The organism is Methanosarcina baikalica, from assembly GCF_031461075.1.
Lineage (GTDB): Archaea > Halobacteriota > Methanosarcinia > Methanosarcinales > Methanosarcinaceae > Methanosarcina > Methanosarcina baikalica.
The window spans coordinates 1-18658 of record NZ_JAVKPK010000067.1; the positions used below are offsets into that span (position 1 = coordinate 1).

The following is an 18658-nucleotide window of genomic DNA, read 5'->3' on the forward strand; positions in this document are numbered from 1 at the left end:
GTACAAAAATCGTGATTCCTCCTTTTCCAGAACAACAAAAAATCGCCTCCATCCTCTCGAAAGTCGATGAACAAATCGAACAGACAGAGCAGATCATTGAGAAAACTGAACTTTTAAAAAAATGTCTGATGCAGAAACTGCTTACAAAAGGCATAGGGCATACGAAATTCAAGAAAACAGAACTTGGAGAGATACCTGAAGAATGGGAAATTAAAGGATTGACTAAAGTATTTAAAATAATAGATTATAGAGGAAGAACACCTCCATTTTCTGAAAATGGTATTCCTTACATTGGTGCTGATAATATCAAAGACGCACGAATTGTTTTTAATAAAAGAAGATACGTCTCTGAAGAAATATATGAAAAATATATGACAAGAGGCATTCCAAATACAGATGACATTCTTTTTACTACTGAAGCACCTCTTGGAAGTGTCGCACAAGTTCCAGAATACAAATTTTGTTTTGCACAGAGAGTGGTCGTGTTTCAATGTGAAAATGACTTCAGCCCTCTATTTTTTATGTATCTGTTGAAAAATAAAATCATGCAAAAGCAATTTTTAGATTGGGCGACGGGTACAACAGTAACAGGAATCTCTTCAAAAAATATGAAATTTATTAAACTCTATTATCCGAAGAACATTCAAGAGCAAAAACAAATAGGTCGAGTGCTAGAATCTGTTGACAAATATATCGATTCCGAAAAAGAAAATTTATTATCTCTTCAAGAACTTAAAAAAGGACTTATGCAGGATCTTCTTACAGGAAAGGTCAGAGTGCGCGTATAATGGAAAATTTAAATTTTTGTCTTCTCGAGCGCAGCGAGAAGGACGCGTGCTCCCGAAGCGCAATTCGGGCAGGAAAAGTCAGAGTGTGTGTATAATGGCAGACGAATCCCAGCTTCAGTTAGATGAATACAACCTTGTGGAAAAACCGGCTCTTGATGTATTTGAAAAGCTGGGGTACAACTATCTTGACGGGAAAAAGCTGAAAAAAGAGCCGCAGCAGTTCTTTTTGCTGGATATCCTGAAACGGAAAATTCAGGAAATAAATCCCTGGCTTGATGAGGTAGGGCTGAATAAGGCGGTCAGGGAGATAACTGTTGTACAGGCGGCGTCGCTTGTTGAAGCTAATGAGCTGCTGTATTATAAGCTGGTCAATTATACAAGCTTCAAGCAGGACCTGGGGTTTGGGAAAAAGTCGCAGACTGTTAAGTTTATTGATTTTGATGAGCCTGAAAATAATGATTTTACGGTTGTCAACCAGTTTTATATTAAAAATAACGATTTTACGATTATTCCTGACCTTGTTGTTTTTGTAAATGGGATTCCGCTGGCTGTACTTGAATGCAAAAGCCCGAATTTGCAAAATCCGATTGAAGAAGCTATTTCCCAGCTTTTCGGGTACAGGGAGAAGAACGAACCGTTTTTTTACCCGAACCAGATCCTTGTTGCACTTGCGCGGTACAGGGCAACTTATGCTTCCACTTTTGCGCCTGCAAAATACTTCCTTGAGTGGAAAAAGCCGTATCCTTTGAATGAAAGAGAACTGGCTGAGAGATTTGGGAAGGATGGGCAGGAGGGCCACATGCTGCCTGCACAGGATCTTCTGCTGTACTCGCTTTTTTCAAAGGAAAATTTCCTGGATATTCTCAGGAGTTACATTGTTTTTGAAAATGAAAACAACAATGTGCATAAAAAGCTGTGCAGGTACAACCAGTACATTGCAAGCAACAAAATTCTTGAACGGATGGCCGAGGGCAAGGGAGGGGTTATCTGGCATACGCAGGGGAGCGGAAAATCGCTTACCATGACCTATACAGCTCTGAAAATCCGCAGAATTGAAAAAGTCTCCGGAACCTCTCTTGAAAATCCCTGTATTCTGATTGTAACGGACAGGAATAATCTGGACGACCAGATCTCAGGCACATTTAAGAATTGCAACTTCCCGAATCCCGTACCTGTGGAAAGCGTCGAACATCTAAAAGAAGAGCTGAGAAATCCCACTGGAAAGACCCTCTTTACCACGATTCAGAAATTTACCTCAAAAAACGGCGAGACCTACCCTGAGCTGTCCCGCTCGGAAAATATAATTGTCTTCGCCGACGAAGCCCACCGGAGTCAATACGGGAAAGCGGGATACAGAAAAGTGGGATATGGAAAGGCAGAGTACGGAAAAGAGGCTGACAAGGTAAACAGCAGCCTGGGCTGGGCTTTGAATATGCGGACAGCAATCCCGAATGCCTTATTCATCGGCTTTACAGGCACTCCGATTGATAAAAACGATAAGTCCACGCGCAGGGAGTTCGGGGATTATATTGACAGATACCTGCCAAAGCAGTCCATAGCCGACGGGGCAACAGTCCAGATAAAATATCAGGCCCGGCTTCCTGAAGTCCATATTCTCGGAAGCGAGCTAGATGTGGCTTTTGACTCCGAATTTGAAGATTGTACTGACCTTGAGCGGGAAATAATCAAGGAAAAGTCCGGAAAGTACAGGACAATTGCCGAAGATGAGGACAGAATAAGGGACATCTGCAAAGATATCCTCGAACACTACACAACCGCTGTCAGGCCTGAAGGTTTCAAGGCGCAGATCGTAACCTCCTCAAGGGATGCAGCCGTAACCTACAAACGGATTCTGGACGAACTAGGAGCTCCTGAATCGGAAATCATCATTTCTTCAAGCCCGAAAGATGATCCTAAAGCTGAGATCCGGAAATACTACAAGACAAAAGCCCAGCAGAGACAGATAATTGACAGGTTCAAAAAACCGTTTGATGAAGAAAACAACCTGGCTTTCCTCATCGTCTGCGACATGCTCCTTACAGGTTTTGACGCGCCAATCGAGCAGGTCATGTACCTTGATAAACCGCTTCGGGAACACAATCTCATGCAGGCAGTTGCAAGGGTAAACCGCCCTTACGCCGAAAACAAAACCCACGGCCTGATTATCGATTACTGTGGGATTTCAAAGCAGCTCAAAGAAGCCCTTGATATCTTCAACGAAGGAGATATTGCAGGCTACCTCGAACACCTGATGGATGACGTCCCTAAAGCCGAACAGGCGGCAAACAAAGTAAGAAGGTTCTTCAAAGACGTTCCCACAACCTATGATTCCGTCGAATACGCAGACAGGTGCGTGCTTGATATCCTGAAGGCCGAGGATACGCGGATAAGGTTTGAAAGGGCTTTTAAGGAATTTCTCGTTCTTGTAAATAACATCATTCCCAATCCTGAAGCAAATCGTTTCAGGCAGGACATTTACCTCTACGGCGGGATCTACAACGCAATGCGGAACAATTACGGCACCCCGACTCCAAGCGTGCTTGAAGCTGTTCCCAAAGCTAAAGCGCTGATCCACGAATATCTTGAATCAAACGGCATCAAAGTCTTCCATGAGCCTGTTTCCATTTACTCCTCCGAGTTCGATGACATCCTCAACAAAAAGACTTCGCCAAAAGCAAAAGCAAGTCTAATCCAGCACAAAGTAAAGACCACTATCAGCAACCTTCTCAACACAAATCCGGTTTACTACACTTCCCTCCGCGAGAAACTTGAGAAACTGATTGCAGAGCACGAACAGGGAATAATCTCCTCCACAACCTTTCTGACCGAACTGGACATAATAAGGGATGAGCTTGATGTCGATGTTGTTGCAAGAAAACACGGTATGAGCAGGGAAGAATTTGCAGTCTTCCAGATGGTCAGGGCTGCTTATATCCGGTTTCAAGCAGGAGCCGAAAAAGCTGCAATACATCTTACATCGGAAGATGAGAAAAAGCTATCATGTACTTCCCTTTCACTTTTTTTAGCCTTAAACGGGCTTGCGGTAATTGACTGGAGGCAAAAACCCGAACAGCAAAAAATAATGCTTAAAAAGATCAAAAGAGAATTATATAAAATTGATTTTGACATTGAAACAGCTGAAAGGGAAAGCCATAATATTCTCAACCTTGCCAGAAACCTGTTGTAAATAGGAAATATTATGTGATAGAGAATGGGCTGAGAATAGATGGCGAATGGGATCGCAAATTGAATCGAGAATCTAATAAAAAATGGAATGAAGAATGGAACAGATAAGAATAGGAAAAACTCTCGTTGATTACCATTTAGTCTATTCTTCCCGGCAAAAAACTATCGAACTTGTAATTGATCTGGATTCCGGGTTTACAGTCAAAGCCCCGGCTGGCATAAGCAAAGAAGATGTTGCTGTAAATCTTCAGCGAAAAGCCAGCTGGATCATAACCAACCTTGACAAAATGAACGAGGTCATAAGAAACGAAACCCGGAAAGAATTCGTAAGCGGAGAAAAATTCCTCTACAAAGGAAAACACTACAGGCTAAAAGTAATACAGGTAAATGAACAAATCGTCTCGTCCCTGGCCTTTACCCATAGCAAATTCATAGCTCACGTACCTGCAAACCTTCCTGAATTTGATTATCCCCGCATCATACAGCCTTTATTCATCGATTTCTACCACGAAAAAGCGGAAAAAATCCTCAATCAGAGAGCCAGGAAATATCTGGTATACTTTGAAGCGAAACCTTCTCTGATAAAGGTACAATCCCTTAAAAACAAGTGGGGAAACTGTTCAAAAACAAACCAGTTAAGGTTCAACTGGCGAGTCGTTATGGCTAAAATGTCTGTAATTGACTACGTAGTCGTCCATGAGCTCTGCCACACAAAACATAAAGACCATTCCAGAGCTTTCTGGAATGAGGTACAGAAAATCCTGCCTGATTATGAAGGAAGAAAAGAGTGGCTACGTATAAATGGAGATTTACTGAAAATCTGAAGTTTCAGTTGTCCACAGGAAATCTGGAGATATTATTCCGAGGCAAGTTGAATAGCTTCTTCCTGCTGTTTTTGTCCCGCGCCCAGGCGCGGCTGGAAGCCGTCTGTTTTAAGAAAATCGAATCGAAAACCCGCCTCAACTATTTTGTATTATCAACGTTGCTTTACCAATTCATTTTCCAGAGCCATTAAAGTTCAATGACCGTGGGAGATCACAGGAAAATTACTTGACGTGACGAGAGCACTGGTGCGAATATATCCCATTGACTTTCTGCAAGCTCCGAAAGCACGTTAATCAATAAACCCTTCTGATGAATCGATAAACGCCTCTAATTTTCTTCGCACCTCATCTAAATCGTGTTTTCCCTCCATGCGCCACACCTCAAGTTCTTCAAAATCGTATAATATAGACAGTGGTAACGTATTTTTATCGTATTTGTTTTTTATTTCAGGGTAATTTTCTACGCTTACAACTTCGACAAACAAGGCGTTGTTAAATTTTGGTTCTGTCAGCAGTAAGTTGCGCATGAAAAATATTAAGTCCTGGCTGTCCTTGTTGTTGATGGTTTTTATATTAATACGATATACCAATTTGTTGACATAGTACGAAAACAACAAACGTTGCAAGACGGTGTTTATTGTCTCATCAGGGTGGATTTTCGCTTCATTGAGTCTGTCATGAAGATCTTGAGTGATCCTCACATTTTCCGTAGTATGCGAGAGCTCGGGAAACCTCCGCTTCCTGTCGTTAATGACGAACCAGTAGTCACTGTTTTCATGTATAAGTTGACAGGTATCATCGTATCGCGCCAATAGTTTTGTAATTATCGTGCCCTTTGACTCCCACCCAGTATCACTATCTCTATCTCTGCAAAAGTCAAGCGCTTCGTACAGCTCGGCACTGATTTTAACGGTTTTGGTTTCCATGGGTGCACCTCAATCTGGAGCATACATCTGGTTAATATATAAATAATGTTCGCCGTGGCACTCAAGTGGGCTCCTCGTAAATGCTGCAGCACTACTCACTGGGATTTGTTACAAAAAGACTCTTTCTACAAGGATTTGTCCCGGCATCCGAAAAAAAGGCTTCCTGCTTTAAGACCTGTGGACCAGCAAATTACAAGTAAACTCAAGAAAGTCTTATTTAACAGAACCCCTTATTTGCAGAGGTCATGGAGTCACAGTACATAAAAGCAAATCTCCAGGTAGTTGCTGCATCCATTATTTACGGGTTTGCAGGAATTTTTTTCTTATATATAAAAAATATGGCTCCGGGACCTGTGGTTTTTTACCAGCAGCTGTTAGGTTTTCTTGCCCTTGCAGTTTATCTTACAGCGACAGGAAAACTCTCTGGAATCAGGCTCAGGGGAAAGAGAAAAGCCTTGATGCTTCTTGGGGCCTGGCATGCAGGCGTAATGCTCTCTTATTATACAGCTGTGAGCTTTACGAATATCTCTATATCGGTACTTCTGCTTTATACCGCTCCGCTTTACGTTTTGCTTATTGCCCCCATCTTTCTGAAAGAAAAACCCGGTGGAAAGAGCCTTGTTGCCCTTATCATTTCTCTTGTGGGTGTGGTAATTGTAATCGGGCCGGAAAACTTTCTTTTAAGCCAGGCAGGATTTGAGCCTAGATATCTATTTGGAGTGTTGATGGGGCTTTTTGCAGGCTTTTTTTACGCCTGCATTATAATAACATCCCGCTACCTCAGGGATGAATATTCGGGCCTTGAACAGCTTTTTATTTCAACTGGCGTGACGGTTGTGCTTTTACTCCCCTTTATAAAGCAGGCATCTGCAGCCTCTCTGATTGAAAATATGCCTGTTCTCCTGTTTCTCGGCTTAATGATCACCTCTGTGGGTTCAATTCTTTACTTTACAGGGCTCATGCATGTTAAAGCTCATAATGCAAGCATAATTTCCCTCCTTGAGCCGGTAAGTGCGATTTTTTTTGCGTATGTCCTCTTAAAAGACCCTGTTTCTGCTGAAACTCTGATCGGCTGCATTCTAATTCTTTCAAGTTCCCTTCTTGTGAGCCTGGAAGATGAGAGCAAAACCTGAAGCAAACCTCCCTTCAAGGAAAGAAAACCCGAAAAGCCGGATCTCACCGAAATTAGGGAGAAATTGAGGTGAAAACCGCGTAAAGTAAATAGCTTGAAGTTATGAAGAGTTGGTGTAAAGAAAACAAGGAAAATGTAATAATAAACCAATAAACCGTCAACTCTAATAGTAAAGAAATAGGCATCCTCTTCAAATTCAAGGGATCATTTTCCAACCAGAAAATTATATAATAACGATCACACAGTTATGAAGTTGAATATGTCTCATAAGGACGTTTTCCAGACTTGGTTAAATTTTTAAATTTTCAGCAAATATGGGAAACATACCTTTTCCCATACAATTTGAAGAGGATACATTTTGATGTCGAGTCTGGAATACAGGGAGCGAAACTTTCAATCTTAATCGAAACCATCCTTGATAGAAATGCCTAACGCCGAAACTCACGAGAAAATTGGTTTGGGAATTCTTTGCTTAGGAGTCCCCTGTTTAGTATTTAAAAGTGATATATCTAGTTTATATATGTTTATGATTTCTACGGAATTCTGGATAGGTACTTACTATGTAAATCCTGACTTAGATACAAATAGTAGATGTCGTAAGAGGTGGGGATGTCTAAAGTTTATCTGGAAATCTTTTAAACATAGAGGAGTATTACATAATCCATATCTTTGGATTTCTATATTTTTTGTTGCTAAGGAACTGGATTTAGAAATCTGGGTAATTGGAATAGTTGCTTCCTCTTTAATTCATATTTTGACTGATATGGTAGGAGATAAAACTCGCAGAATATATCAAGGATAATTTTCTTAATTCAAAAGAATTAACAGTTTGTTTTCTACCAATAGATTTATTGTTTTAAAACCCACGTTTGATAGAAGCATATATTTTATAATGGATGAATGGACATCAAGCTTCTGTTTGTTTTATAGAATTCACAGTTCTATTGTGTGTTTGTTTATTTTGGACACTTTTCATTTTTTTTTCCAGGCCTCCTGTGTCGATACTATACGTTTTTTGTAATAAAACACTAACTTAATTAGTATAATCAATCAAACTTAATAGGGCTCTTCGTTGTTTTGTGTATATCCTCATAGAAATCAACGCGATCTTAAATTAAAAATCATATTATCCATTGAGAAAGAGCCAGGATTTTCGTTTTCTGAGGTTCAGGGCAAAAATCAGGTCCAGAAAAGGCAGGAAAACCGAAAAAAGGGAGGCAAGGGAAGGTGATGCTTCAGAAAACTAAAACAGGTTTTTGAAAACAATAGGAAAAATCCTGGTTTCGGAAGAAAATAAATCCCGGAGTTCCCTCTTCGAACCTTTCCTAGCTCTCAGCCTTATATGCCGCTGAGACCGGGGAAGCTATAATCTCTTCCCCTTAACTCAATTAAAAAATAGCTTATTTAATTTATTTTCTTTAATTTATTTTCGTTAACAGTTATCTTATTTCTTTAATCCGGCTTTTAAGTAATCTTTCTTTAAATTTTTGCAATTTTTTATTTTATTTTATTTTATTTTATTTTATTTTATTTTATTTTATTTTATTTTATTTTATTTTATTTTATTTAGTAATGAAAACCATTGCAGCTACAACAGTGGTCCATTTTCCGTCCTTATCGCCTTTTGCTGTCTGGCAAATATGGAAAGTATCGAAGATATGCCCGCTTGCCTTATACACCTGCTCTCTTTCATGCCAGGCCATCTCAGCATCAAACTCTATGCCCAGAGTTGTTGCAAGCATAGTTGCTGCCAGGTCTTCAGCGTATTCTCCTGCAATTATTTCTTCTTCTCCAAAAGAATGGTGTTCAGAAATATAGCCGTAATTCTCTTCATTTACAGGAACAGCAGTTCCTATTGCTGAAGCCATCAAACGGTGTGGCTCATTGGTATCGTTTCTTGCGAGGACACAATGGACAATGGCACCAGGTCTCAGCTCCTGAAGACCTTCTTCTTTAGGTACTAGTTTGCAATTGGGAGGCAGAATGCTTGAAACGCTTACAAGGTTGTACTTCTCTATTCTTGCAGCCCTCAGTGCAAGTTCAAAGGATGCTAATCTGTCCTTATGGACCCCGGTACCTTTTGTCAAAAATGCTTTTCTTGGGATCATGTTAACTCCTTAAGTGTATTTATGCGTCTGCTGTGCGATTTCCATTGTATAAGCAACCAATATACACATAAACGATTTAAAAGTTTTCTACAGTTGGGATATAAATTGCTGGGCTGATAGTCCCCTACTTTTATGTCTCAAATGTACAGCAAAGTTATGAACTTTATCCTCTTCATTCAAAGTTTCCAGAAACAGAATGCTCTAGGGAAGATCCGCAATACGGAGACTATGTTGGAGACCATGTTGTTCAGTCAGCTCTTTACAGCTTTTATCGTTCTTATTCTGCCTTTTTACATATTTTTTCGTAGACATTGGAATTTGCAATTCCTTCGAAAATAAACCTGGTTTCAAGGGGATTTTCGCCTGCATGAGTCATTATATCTTTTTTTTCTACATTAACCGTAACCTGACCAGGGGAGAACCCTGACTCTGTCATGTAATCAAGAACCAGTTTCCTCCCAAAACCTTCAGCAAATTCCATTGCTTCGCTCCTGATAACAAAATGCCGCCTTCCTGCAGGAGTGTATACAAAGATCCCTTTTGTCCTTAGATCGTATTTTGACTCACTGTAAAGCGTACGCACCGTTATTTCAACCCTTTTTGTCCCCTTTCCTGCAAGAGCTCCAGCTGCATTTCCTACATCGGAATATTCAGGAACAATAATTTTGGCATCAATCAGCTCATTGAGTTCATTTACATACGCTTTGACCGGGCCTCCAAGGAGGACAACAGGAATATCCACCTTAAAACGGGAGAAAAAATCTCCATCAAGTATTTTTCCGATTTCGGCCCTATCCACGCCTTCCATCAGAAACGCAAGGAGGTCTTTTGCCATATTCCTGGCAAAGAGCCGCTTTACGTTTATACAGAACTCGTGCCTGCCAGTCCCCATGAAGTTTGCAAGCAGGCCAGCCCCGATTTCCGAGGCTTCGGAATTCCATTCCGTATATTCTCCAAGCACATGGAGGGCATCTGTAGGGGTAAAACCGATTGCCTGAATAAGCCGCTTCCGGATTAGAGAATCCATTACTTTCTTCGAAGGGAGAATATTCCTGTCCCAGTAGACGTCTTTGAGGGAAAGCGGTTCATTTTTTATATGGGAAAGGAGTTCTTCTTCTTCCCGGCTCAAATTGACAGGTTTTTGCTGTGTCCGGACAAAGAATTTTGTTGCCTGGATATGCTCGTTCAGTTTGAGCCTGTCCGGAATCCAGCGTTTTTTCAGGGTACTCATGAAATCGGGATACAGGACTGCTGCCCTGCAGAGCGGGATAACCCGCATTGGACCTATGTTTATATTGCTGCCCTGCACCCAGATATGGCTGTCCCCGCCCATAGCTGAGGTCTCCATGCGCAACGCCCTGACTTTGGTTTGCCAGCCGCCTACAACTGCTCCTGTTTCACTGAGGTAAGGAAGTCCCTTATAGATCATCGAGACATCAGTACTCGTTCCTCCCACATCAATGACTGCGCAGGTCTCAAGCCCGGACAGGTAAGAGGCCCCGAGAAGGCTTGCAGCAGGACCTGAAAATACCGATTCTATGGGTCTTTTCATGGCTTCGTGCATGCTCACTACAGATCCGTCACAGCGGAGCATGGCAATTTTCGGGTTGAACCCTCTTCTCCCGATCTCACTTACTACCGTCTTCAGGAAGCTCTCTGCTACAGGTAGGAGCTGGGCATTCAGATAGGCTGTAACTCCCCTTTCGTAGGCTCCGAGAGACTGTGCAAGTTCGTGCCCGCAGACGGCAGGCAATCCTGTAAGTTCGTGGATCAGGGCTTTTACCCGCAGTTCATGCTCCGGATTTCGTACGCTGAAATAGGAGGATACTGCAAAAGCCGAGACTCTGTCCTTTATTTCAAGCACGAATTTTTCTACTGCGAAAAGGTCCAGAGATGCGGTTTCGTCCCCATTGCTGTCGTGTCCCCCCTGTATCCTTATGTAGTTTTCAATCCCTGAATCTGCTGGGATATCATAATCCCCAATAAGGATCAGCCCTACAGGATGCCCTGTTTTTTCGAGGAGAGTATTTGTAGCAAGAGTAGTCGAAACCGACACGGTAGTCACGAGTTTCAACTTTTCCCCATCGAGTCCGTCAATTGACTTCTTTATTCCTTCAAGAGGTTCAGGATACGTTGTAAGTGCCTTGTTAGAACATACAACTTTTCCATCCGAGTTCCGGATTAAAACCGAATCCGTATATGTCCCACCGGCGTCAATGCCCAGACCGTATGCCATTTTTAAGATCTCCTTCTGTTATCTTGAATTACCTTGATTGTGCCATTTGTAATGCTTTCTAATATATTTGTGGTGTAATTTGCAGTATAATTCTGCTATCCTTACGCCATCCCTGCGCCATCCACGTCATCTTTGATGTGCCGCCGCCCCTGAGAGAACAGGCCGTAAGTCAATTCGGCCTGCCCTGCTGAATATCCGTTTTTCAGAACCGGATTTCGAGTTCGGAAGCGAGATGTGGATAAAATAAATTTTTAGGGAATTGTCTTAAAGAATTGTCCTGAATACTCAAAGAACTGTCTCAGGTTTTAGGCATCCCGACCCCGACAAAAACTAGCTTTGTCTCAACAGGTATAGTCCCTGCTTCACTGAGAGAAATATCTTTTCTACTAACCTCGACCTGGACCTGCCCTTTGTCGAGCCCGGCTTCGGTCATATATTCCATGACAAGTTTTTGTCCGAGAACCTCTGCATATTCCAGAGCTTCAGGATAGTTTCCGAAGGTTTCCCTGCCCTGGGGCGAGAACAGAAGAACAAGCCTTTTCCTGTCCTTTGAGTAGGTGCTTTTGATAAGGATTTCAATCCTTTTTATGCCCTTACCCATGACCGCTCCTACAGCATTTCCTACTTTCGAATATTCAGGGACTATGATATCGGCATCAAGAATCTGCTTCAATTCTTCGATGTATGAGACTACAGGGCCTCCTATCAGCACCACAGGTATTTTCATCCTGAACTGCATGAACCTGTCGGAGAGGAGGATTTTTTCGATTTCCCGGGAAGGAACGTCTTTTAAGATGAAAGATACCAGGTCTAAGGCCATATTCCTCGCAACGTCATTTTTGATCTGTTTGCAGAGTTTGATATGGTCTATCTGCGTATAGCGTTCCAGGAGTTTTGCTCCCACTTTAGAGGCTTCTTTATCCCAGGCTGTGTATTCCCCAAGCACATGCAGGGCGTCGGTCGGGGTAAAACCGATTGCCTGGATAAGGCGTTTTCTTATAAGCGAATCAAGAAGACCCGGAGAGAGCGTTTTCTGGGTCTCCCAGAAGATATCGTTTAGAGACGTCGGGAAATCCTCTATCCTGTCAAAGAGTTCTTTCTCAAGTTTTCCGAGGCCTGAAGCTTCAACTCCTGTCTTTATGAAGAACTTTGTGGGTTGCATATTTTCTTCAAGGTGCATGGCTCCCGGGATTCTCCCTTTTCTCAGAGCTTCGAGAAAGCCCGGATATTTGACAGCTGCAACACAGAGAGGAATAACCCGTCTGGGGCCAATATTTATTTTCAGGTTCCTGACCCAGATATGACTGTCTCCTCCCATTGCTGATGTTTCCATCCGGATAGCTTTCACCTTTGTCTGCCAGCCTCCGACTATAGCCCCATCCGCACAGAGCTCGGGTAGCCCGTTTTCGAGCATGGAAACATCCGTACTTGTCCCGCCTACATCAATGACTGCACAGGTCTCAAGCCCGGACAGGTACGATGCTCCTACAAGGCTTGCTGCAGGACCCGAAAAGATGGATTCTATCGGCTTTTCCAGGGCTTCGTTAATGCCAACGACTGAACCGTCGCATTTGAGCATAAGGAGCCTGGCATTCATTCCCCGCCCGGAAATTTCTTCCTTTATTGAACGGATAAACTGGTTTGCAATGGGGATAAGCTGAGCATTCAGGTAGGCTGTAATCCCTCTCTCGTAAGCTCCAAGGTCAAGGGAGAGTTCATGCCCGCAAACTACAGGCAGTCCTGTTAGCTCCTGGATGCGGGTTTTAATTGCCAGTTCATGAACAGGGTTTCGGATACTGAAGTATGAAGAAACCGCAAAAGCCGAAACTTTATCCTTTACCCGATGTACAAAAGCTTCCAGAGCTTCCATATCAAGAGAAACCAGTTCAGCTCCGTGATGGTCATGTCCTCCTTTTATTACAGTATGGAATTCGACATGCATATTCTCCGGGATTTCGTAATCCCCTACGAGGATAAGCCCCACAGGATAGCCATTTTTTTCAAGAATTGTATTTGTAGCAAGAGTCGTTGAAACGGAAACCATTTTTACGTCTTTTAAATATTTTTCATCAAGCCCGTCTATGGAGTTTTTTATTCCTGCAAGAAGGTCAGGATAAGTGGTAAGCGCCTTATTCGAATCCATCACTTTGCCATCGGAGTCCCGAATGATGATCGAATCTGTGTAGGTGCCTCCTGCATCAATGCCCATGCTGTACTGCATCTAAATGCCTCCTGTTCATTTTTTAGAATTGGGGTTCATGAGATAGCTCATGAGAGTAAAATTGCGGGAGATATATAGGTTTAAATTATATAATAATTGGCGGGAGATTGGTATAGTACCCGACTGAAAAAAAGATCTTGAAGCTTGTAAAAGTAATTCATAAATTCACTTTTCAGTCCCAAATTGTATATTTAAAGCCCAAAATTTATATAAATCATTACATTAAAAGTCTCCTTTAAGCATAGGTTCTGAAAAAGTACCTAAAACTCAAAATAAACCTATTAAAAGCCTTTACAAACCGATTGAGTTGATGGGCATGAAATTTGCGGAAATATTCAACCAGCTTAAAGAGCTTGAAAAAAAATTCAATGAAGTCAAGTATCCACCCGAGACTGCTTTTCAGCCGTCCTTCTCCTCTAAGATTCGAAAAGCGGGGCAGGATATTTTAAATCACCACCTGCCTGCTTTGGAGATTGATGAACTTCTCAAAAAGGTGGAGCAATGACATACAGAGTAGCCCTTCACCCTTCAGTCCGCAAAAATCTTCAACAACTGTGCCTGTTTGACAGACCAGAGTATGATTACGTGAAGCAGCGCCTTTTCCTCCTTGCTTACAGACCGGAAATGGGCTTTCCCCTTGAAGCCGAGTTCCAGGGAAAATGGAGGATTCATATAGGGCCTTTTGTGCTGGTCTATACTTTTGACAGTACCGCAAATATCCTTACTCTGCTAGTTTTTGAGCACTACACGAGGGCGTATGATATGTATACAGCTTATGCCTGAGTACACTGCTTATGGCTGAAATCCGGTCAGTGTTTCCTGATATGCTGACATAGCTCTCAACACTGCCTGTTTTCTATTTGTGTCGAATTTTTAGCATCTAACCGTTGTTTTATCTTTCAGATTGATATTTATCACGAACCAATGCAGGAACTCAAGATTTGTTTCTTTTAATCTCATCTTGAATGAGCAATTGAGTATCCAATCATGAAAACATTCCTGGAAAATCCGGATCGATTCTTTTCCTGCGATGAACCTCTGAACCGTTACATCATAATATTTCAGTACTAAGGCCGTTATAGTCACACTCAATTATCACGAATGATTTAAGTATTAATGTACTATCAGGATACATGCAAGCAATTGAGGTATCTCATCTAATCAAAAAATTCGGCTCTCTTACCGCACTCAATGATATTAATTTCTCAGTTGAGGAGGGAGAAACATTTGGTTTTTTGGGTCCCAATGGTGCTGGCAAGACCACTACCATTCGTATTTTGACCGGAATCTCGAGACCTACATCTGGAAAGGCAACTATTTTTGGCCATGATATTGAGCACGATACTATTGCTGCACGGCAGTCCATGGGTATTGTGTCCGAGAACTCAAACGTGTACGATGACCTGACTGCATGGCAAAATATGATGTTTTCCGCTGAACTTTATCATGTGGGACGGAAAGAGCGAGAAAAAAAGGCAAACGAGCTTCTCAAGAAGTTCGAGTTATACGACAGGCGCAACGACAAAGCTCACGGTTTTTCAAAGGGAATGAAACGGCGTCTGACGCTCGCGATGGGACTGGTCAACAGCCCGCGCCTTCTGTTCCTGGACGAACCCACCTCAGGGCTCGATGTACAGAGCAATCTCATTATCCGGGATGTGGTCACGGATCTCGTCCGCGAGGGTGTCACGGTTTTTTTAACGACGCACAATATTGAGGAGGCAAATATTATGTGTGACCGGGTAGCGATCATCAATAAAGGAAATATCGTTGCAATCGATGCACCTGAATCCTTGAAAAAGACTATCCAGAGTGTGCAGTCGATCGAGGTCTCGTTTGACCACAATTCTGCAGATCAGCTGGATGAACTACGCCGCCTTCCCATGGTGAATAACGCACAAAAAGAAGGTGACAAGTTTAAGCTCTATACTGAAGATCCATCTGAAGTTATCGATGCCTTGATGGCTTATGCCCATGTGCACAACCTTAAAGTGATCAGTGTCACAACTCTTGGCCCGAGCCTCGAGGATGTATTCATACGGCTGACAGGTCTGCAGAGGGCAGGTGATGGAGTCCATGCAATCGATTGATCATGAAAGGTGGACAAAACGTCTTTCTCGCGAGATGTCTGCTGCATGGGCGATCGCCAGAAAGGACATGCGGATCTACTACCTCAAGCCCAATATCATCGTATCCGGAATCTTCTTCCCGCTCTTTATGTTCCTGGCCTTTGCCCTTGGGAAGAACGTCCCGCCCGGTACCCTCATCCCGGGGCTAATCTCGATCACTCTCCTGTTTTCGGCTTCATCTATAGAGCCGGTCTCGATACCTATCGAACGGCGGGTAAAGACCTTTGAACGCCTGCTCTCGGCACCGATCTCCTTACATTCACTGGTATCGGGTGAAAGCCTGAGCGGTTTTCTCTATAGTCTTGGCATTGCATGTCTACCACTTGCCGTGGGCGTCATTGTGTTCGGTACGCCTATTGTAAATGTACCGATCCTTGTTATTTCCATGTTACTTACCGCGTTCTGTTTTGCGACGCTTGGGACACTGTTCGCTGCATATCCCACCGAAAATGTGGGTGAGGTTATGTCCCTGCTCAACACGGTCAGGCTGCCGCTTATTTTTATTTCCGGTGTTTTTATCCCGATATCTACTATGCCCAAGATCGGCCGGGAGATCGCACTGATATCCCCCCTTACTTACGGGAATGATATGATCGAGTATGCGTATACCGGTAAATCGCTTTTTTCACCATTGCTGGATATTATGGTGCTGGTGATCTTCATACTTATTTTCCAGATCACGGCAAATTACCTTTACAAGAAGTTTAACGAGTGAATGGGGAGTGGCAAAAAAGTATCTGGCATCAACCGATATTAAAGAAGGAATTGATCGAAGTTTCTGCTGAGTTTCCTATTGCTAAAAGCTACGTTATTTCGCTAAAAAACTCCTCTATATATTTTTTTTTAAAAATGAGAGTGTTAATGGCACATTAGTATTAAAGATAAAGCCAAAAATTAAAGAAAAGTAATTAAATGAATGATTGGAAACTTATTAAAAGCTGAGGAAGCCCGGATGAATAAAAAAGACAGCATCAAAGCCTGTGGCAGGACAATAAACTACGAAATAGTATACAGTAAGAAACGGAATAAAGCCTCAATTGTAATCAGCCCAGACCTGAAAGTTGAGTTCCGGGCTCCGCATGGCATTAGTTCTGAAACTATAAGAAAGATGGTTAGTGAGAAGGCCGAATGGATACAAAAAAAGCTTGAGTGGTTCGAGGTAAACAGGCTTCCTGATCACAAAAAGCAGTATTGTGAAGGTGAAATCTATCTTTATCTCGGCAGGGAATATCCTCTGAAAATCATAGCCTTCGATGATGTTAAAGAACCCATCGTATCTGTTAAAGATTCTGAACTGAATTTCGTAGTCCCAAAAAAAGATTCTGAAGACACACTTCCTCTCCTGATAAAAAAAGCTGTCTGGAATTTCTATAGCAAGCGTGCCGAAGAAGAAGTCGAGAAGGTTCTAAAGGTTTATTCAAAAAAACTCGGGATAGCTCCTCCGACTTTTAAGGTAAAGCATCAGAAAAGGAGATGGGGAAGTTGCTCTGCAGACAATGTTCTCAGGATTAACTTTCAGCTTGTAATGGCCCCGCCCGAACAGCTTGAGTACGTGGTAGTGCATGAACTCTGCCATGTGATAGAGAAAAACCATTCTGCAAGGTTCTGGAAACTGGTTAAACAAATGATGCCTGATTATGAAGAATACAGAAAAAGCCTGAAAAAAGAAGGCTGGAAATATATGCTTTGAAGCATTAATTTACGGATTTAAAAATTTGCAGAATCATAGTTAAGGATGTCTGAACAGGTACCTTTCAAAACAGATTAAGAGTCTTGACAGATTCTCGAATCTCTTCCTTTTGCAGATATCCATTCTTTATACACAGCATCTTTTATTTTTCGATCTTTTTTAATTTTATCCTTTATCTCTACATCTTTTAGTTTTTAGTCACCTCTTTATTTCTTTATTCAGCGAAGGCTTGTAATTCCTTTCTTTCTCTAATACCGTAATTTAGCGTTATCCCCACTAAAAGTACAGCTAAAGAATAGTACTTTTGGACAGAACTCCTCGTATATCTGTGCAAATCCTCCAAGAGTATGCTTTCTTCGCCAATTTGAATATGTCTTCTATAATTGATCTTACAGATCTGAACTCTTTCCATTTGCTTATTTTTTGAGTTATTTTTTTCGAATATCCTCTAACATGTGCAAATATGGTATTCTCTTATAATAAATTCTTTTTTAAATTACAATTTCAAAGTATTTATAAAGAGACATATCTTATAAATCAGTATGACTGAAATAAAGTACGGTAATAATGTTTTCTATAAGTATCGACCAATTAATAAATACACTGATAGTTTGTTAATAAATAATGAACTATATTTTAATTACCCTGATAATTTCAATGATCCATTCGACTGCAAGCTAGATTGTTACCATAAAGGTACACTCAATGAGTGGATTACATTCTTCACCCAACGTGGTATTCACCCTGTAGAAGCCCATAACACAATCAGGGAATATTTAAAAGAAGGAATCATGAAACAGAAAAATGATGGGATTCTGCTTGATAATACAAAAAAGAATAACCTTGCACTCTATAAGGATGTAAATGGCATACTAGATATAGGAAATAAGTTAAGACCTTGTTGCTTTAGTGAATTGAGGAATGATATTCTGATGTGGAGTCGCTATGCACAAGAGCATACAGGTATCTGTTTAATTTTCAAGTCAGTCGATTATGGCGACCATTGTGTATTGCCATTGAATTCACCTCATTACCTCCCATTCTTTGAGGTGAATTATACTGAGAATAAACCAAAAAAAGTTAACCTAATGGACATGAGTGATAAGGAAGAGATTATACGTTTAATGGAATTTATGAGAACTAAATCTAAAAAATGGGAATATGAAAAGGAGCGCCGTTTACTAGCAACTATATACGATCGTGAAGGAAAAGAGACAATCAACTTTCAGAAGGATGCTCTAGCCGGCATTATTTTTGGCTTAAAAATAGAACCCGATGCTGCACGACATATAAAAGAGCTTGTTGATGAATACTATAAAGGGATAAATGTAAAATTGTATAGAACTTATGAGATTCGGGGGAAATACGAGATAGATTTTAAAGAGATTGTAGATTTTGATAAATACATAAGATTGCTT

At 41.5% G+C, this 18658-nt stretch carries 15 protein-coding genes and 1 pseudogene; 11 read left to right on the forward strand and 5 right to left on the reverse strand.

Annotated features, from left to right (window positions below; genetic code table 11):
• The 3 genes from RG963_RS13470 to RG963_RS13480 form a co-directional block, all read left to right on the forward strand.
• Positions 1 to 788: restriction endonuclease subunit S (locus RG963_RS13470; protein ID WP_310576799.1), on the forward strand; the 788-nt coding region annotated here is incomplete at its 5' end.
• A 16-nt stretch (positions 789 to 804) separates the two neighbouring features.
• The gene (locus RG963_RS13475) at positions 805 to 3975 is read left to right on the forward strand and encodes a type I restriction endonuclease subunit R (protein ID WP_310576800.1); all 3171 of its coding nucleotides are present in this window, start codon (positions 805 to 807) and stop codon (positions 3973 to 3975) included.
• A 94-nt stretch (positions 3976 to 4069) separates the two neighbouring features.
• A complete protein-coding gene (locus RG963_RS13480) occupies positions 4070 to 4798 on the forward strand; it encodes a M48 family metallopeptidase (protein ID WP_310576801.1) in 729 nt (242 codons plus the stop codon).
• 290 nt (positions 4799 to 5088) lie between these two features.
• Here RG963_RS13480 and RG963_RS13485 read toward each other — a convergent pair whose 3' ends face one another.
• A complete protein-coding gene (locus RG963_RS13485; RefSeq protein WP_310576802.1) occupies positions 5089 to 5724 on the reverse strand; it encodes a hypothetical protein in 636 nt (211 codons plus the stop codon).
• 245 nt (positions 5725 to 5969) lie between these two features.
• Here RG963_RS13485 and RG963_RS13490 point away from each other — a divergent pair, with 245 nt between their 5' ends.
• Positions 5970 to 6857, forward strand: a complete 888-nt coding sequence (locus RG963_RS13490; protein WP_310576803.1) for a DMT family transporter — start codon at positions 5970 to 5972, stop codon at positions 6855 to 6857.
• Between the two features lie 423 nt (positions 6858 to 7280).
• On the forward strand, positions 7281 to 7658 hold the full coding sequence (locus tag RG963_RS13495; protein WP_310576804.1) for a DUF2227 family putative metal-binding protein: 378 nt from the start codon (positions 7281 to 7283) through the stop codon (positions 7656 to 7658).
• A gap of 760 nt (positions 7659 to 8418) precedes the next feature.
• Here the strand turns inward: RG963_RS13495 and RG963_RS13500 are convergent.
• The 3 genes from RG963_RS13500 to RG963_RS13510 form a co-directional block, all read right to left on the reverse strand.
• Positions 8419 to 8964: a pyruvoyl-dependent arginine decarboxylase gene (locus RG963_RS13500; protein ID WP_310576805.1), complete on the reverse strand. Its 546-nt coding sequence runs from the start codon at positions 8962 to 8964 to the stop codon at positions 8419 to 8421.
• A 277-nt stretch (positions 8965 to 9241) separates the two neighbouring features.
• A complete protein-coding gene (locus RG963_RS13505) occupies positions 9242 to 11200 on the reverse strand; it encodes a hydantoinase/oxoprolinase family protein (protein ID WP_310576806.1) in 1959 nt (652 codons plus the stop codon).
• A 298-nt stretch (positions 11201 to 11498) separates the two neighbouring features.
• Positions 11499 to 13421 (reverse strand): hydantoinase/oxoprolinase family protein, encoded by a 1923-nt coding sequence (locus tag RG963_RS13510; RefSeq protein WP_310576807.1) that lies wholly within the window; start codon positions 13419 to 13421, stop codon positions 11499 to 11501.
• A 316-nt stretch (positions 13422 to 13737) separates the two neighbouring features.
• Between RG963_RS13510 and RG963_RS13515 the strand changes: the two genes are divergently transcribed.
• The 5 genes from RG963_RS13515 to RG963_RS13535 all read left to right on the forward strand — a co-directional run bounded on the left by RG963_RS13515 (position 13738) and on the right by RG963_RS13535 (position 17240).
• Positions 13738 to 13926: a hypothetical protein gene (locus RG963_RS13515; protein WP_310576808.1), complete on the forward strand. Its 189-nt coding sequence runs from the start codon at positions 13738 to 13740 to the stop codon at positions 13924 to 13926.
• Positions 13923 to 14204: a type II toxin-antitoxin system RelE family toxin gene (locus RG963_RS13520; protein WP_310576809.1), complete on the forward strand. Its 282-nt coding sequence runs from the start codon at positions 13923 to 13925 to the stop codon at positions 14202 to 14204. Before RG963_RS13515 ends, RG963_RS13520 begins: the two co-directional genes overlap by 4 nt.
• A 350-nt stretch (positions 14205 to 14554) precedes the next feature.
• Complete coding sequence (locus RG963_RS13525) at positions 14555 to 15511, forward strand: ATP-binding cassette domain-containing protein (protein WP_310576810.1); 957 nt, start codon at positions 14555 to 14557, stop codon at positions 15509 to 15511.
• On the forward strand, positions 15489 to 16265 hold the full coding sequence (locus tag RG963_RS13530) for an ABC transporter permease (protein ID WP_310576811.1): 777 nt from the start codon (positions 15489 to 15491) through the stop codon (positions 16263 to 16265). The genes RG963_RS13525 and RG963_RS13530 overlap by 23 nt, the downstream gene beginning before the upstream one ends.
• Before the next feature lie 237 nt (positions 16266 to 16502).
• A complete protein-coding gene (locus tag RG963_RS13535; protein WP_310576812.1) occupies positions 16503 to 17240 on the forward strand; it encodes a M48 family metallopeptidase in 738 nt (245 codons plus the stop codon).
• A 214-nt stretch (positions 17241 to 17454) separates the two neighbouring features.
• On the opposite strand, the pseudogene RG963_RS13540 reads toward RG963_RS13535, so the two are convergent.
• Positions 17455 to 17675: pseudogene (locus tag RG963_RS13540) on the reverse strand (IS5/IS1182 family transposase); the annotation flags it as partial.
• 107 nt (positions 17676 to 17782) lie between these two features.
• Here RG963_RS13540 and RG963_RS13545 point away from each other — a divergent pair.
• A partial coding sequence (locus RG963_RS13545; RefSeq protein ID WP_310576813.1) for a DUF2971 domain-containing protein occupies positions 17783 to 18658 on the forward strand: 876 nt, incomplete at its 3' end.

Bases quoted from the DNA above. Each gene is read 5' to 3' on its own strand.
- RG963_RS13520 (WP_310576809.1), top strand. From the start codon at position 13,923: ATGACATACAGAGTAGCCCTTCACCCTTCAGTCCGCAAAAATCTTCAA.
- RG963_RS13510 (WP_310576807.1), bottom strand. From the start codon at position 13,421: ATGCAGTACAGCATGGGCATTGATGCAGGAGGCACCTACACAGATTCG.
- RG963_RS13500 (WP_310576805.1), bottom strand. From the start codon at position 8,964: ATGATCCCAAGAAAAGCATTTTTGACAAAAGGTACCGGGGTCCATAAG.
- RG963_RS13530 (WP_310576811.1), top strand. From the start codon at position 15,489: ATGGAGTCCATGCAATCGATTGATCATGAAAGGTGGACAAAACGTCTT.
- RG963_RS13480 (WP_310576801.1), top strand. From the start codon at position 4,070: ATGGAACAGATAAGAATAGGAAAAACTCTCGTTGATTACCATTTAGTC.
- RG963_RS13490 (WP_310576803.1), top strand. From the start codon at position 5,970: ATGGAGTCACAGTACATAAAAGCAAATCTCCAGGTAGTTGCTGCATCC.
- RG963_RS13495 (WP_310576804.1), top strand. From the start codon at position 7,281: ATGCCTAACGCCGAAACTCACGAGAAAATTGGTTTGGGAATTCTTTGC.
- RG963_RS13505 (WP_310576806.1), bottom strand. From the start codon at position 11,200: ATGGCATACGGTCTGGGCATTGACGCCGGTGGGACATATACGGATTCG.
- RG963_RS13525 (WP_310576810.1), top strand. From the start codon at position 14,555: ATGCAAGCAATTGAGGTATCTCATCTAATCAAAAAATTCGGCTCTCTT.
- RG963_RS13485 (WP_310576802.1), bottom strand. From the start codon at position 5,724: ATGGAAACCAAAACCGTTAAAATCAGTGCCGAGCTGTACGAAGCGCTT.
- RG963_RS13535 (WP_310576812.1), top strand. From the start codon at position 16,503: ATGAATAAAAAAGACAGCATCAAAGCCTGTGGCAGGACAATAAACTAC.
- RG963_RS13515 (WP_310576808.1), top strand. From the start codon at position 13,738: ATGAAATTTGCGGAAATATTCAACCAGCTTAAAGAGCTTGAAAAAAAA.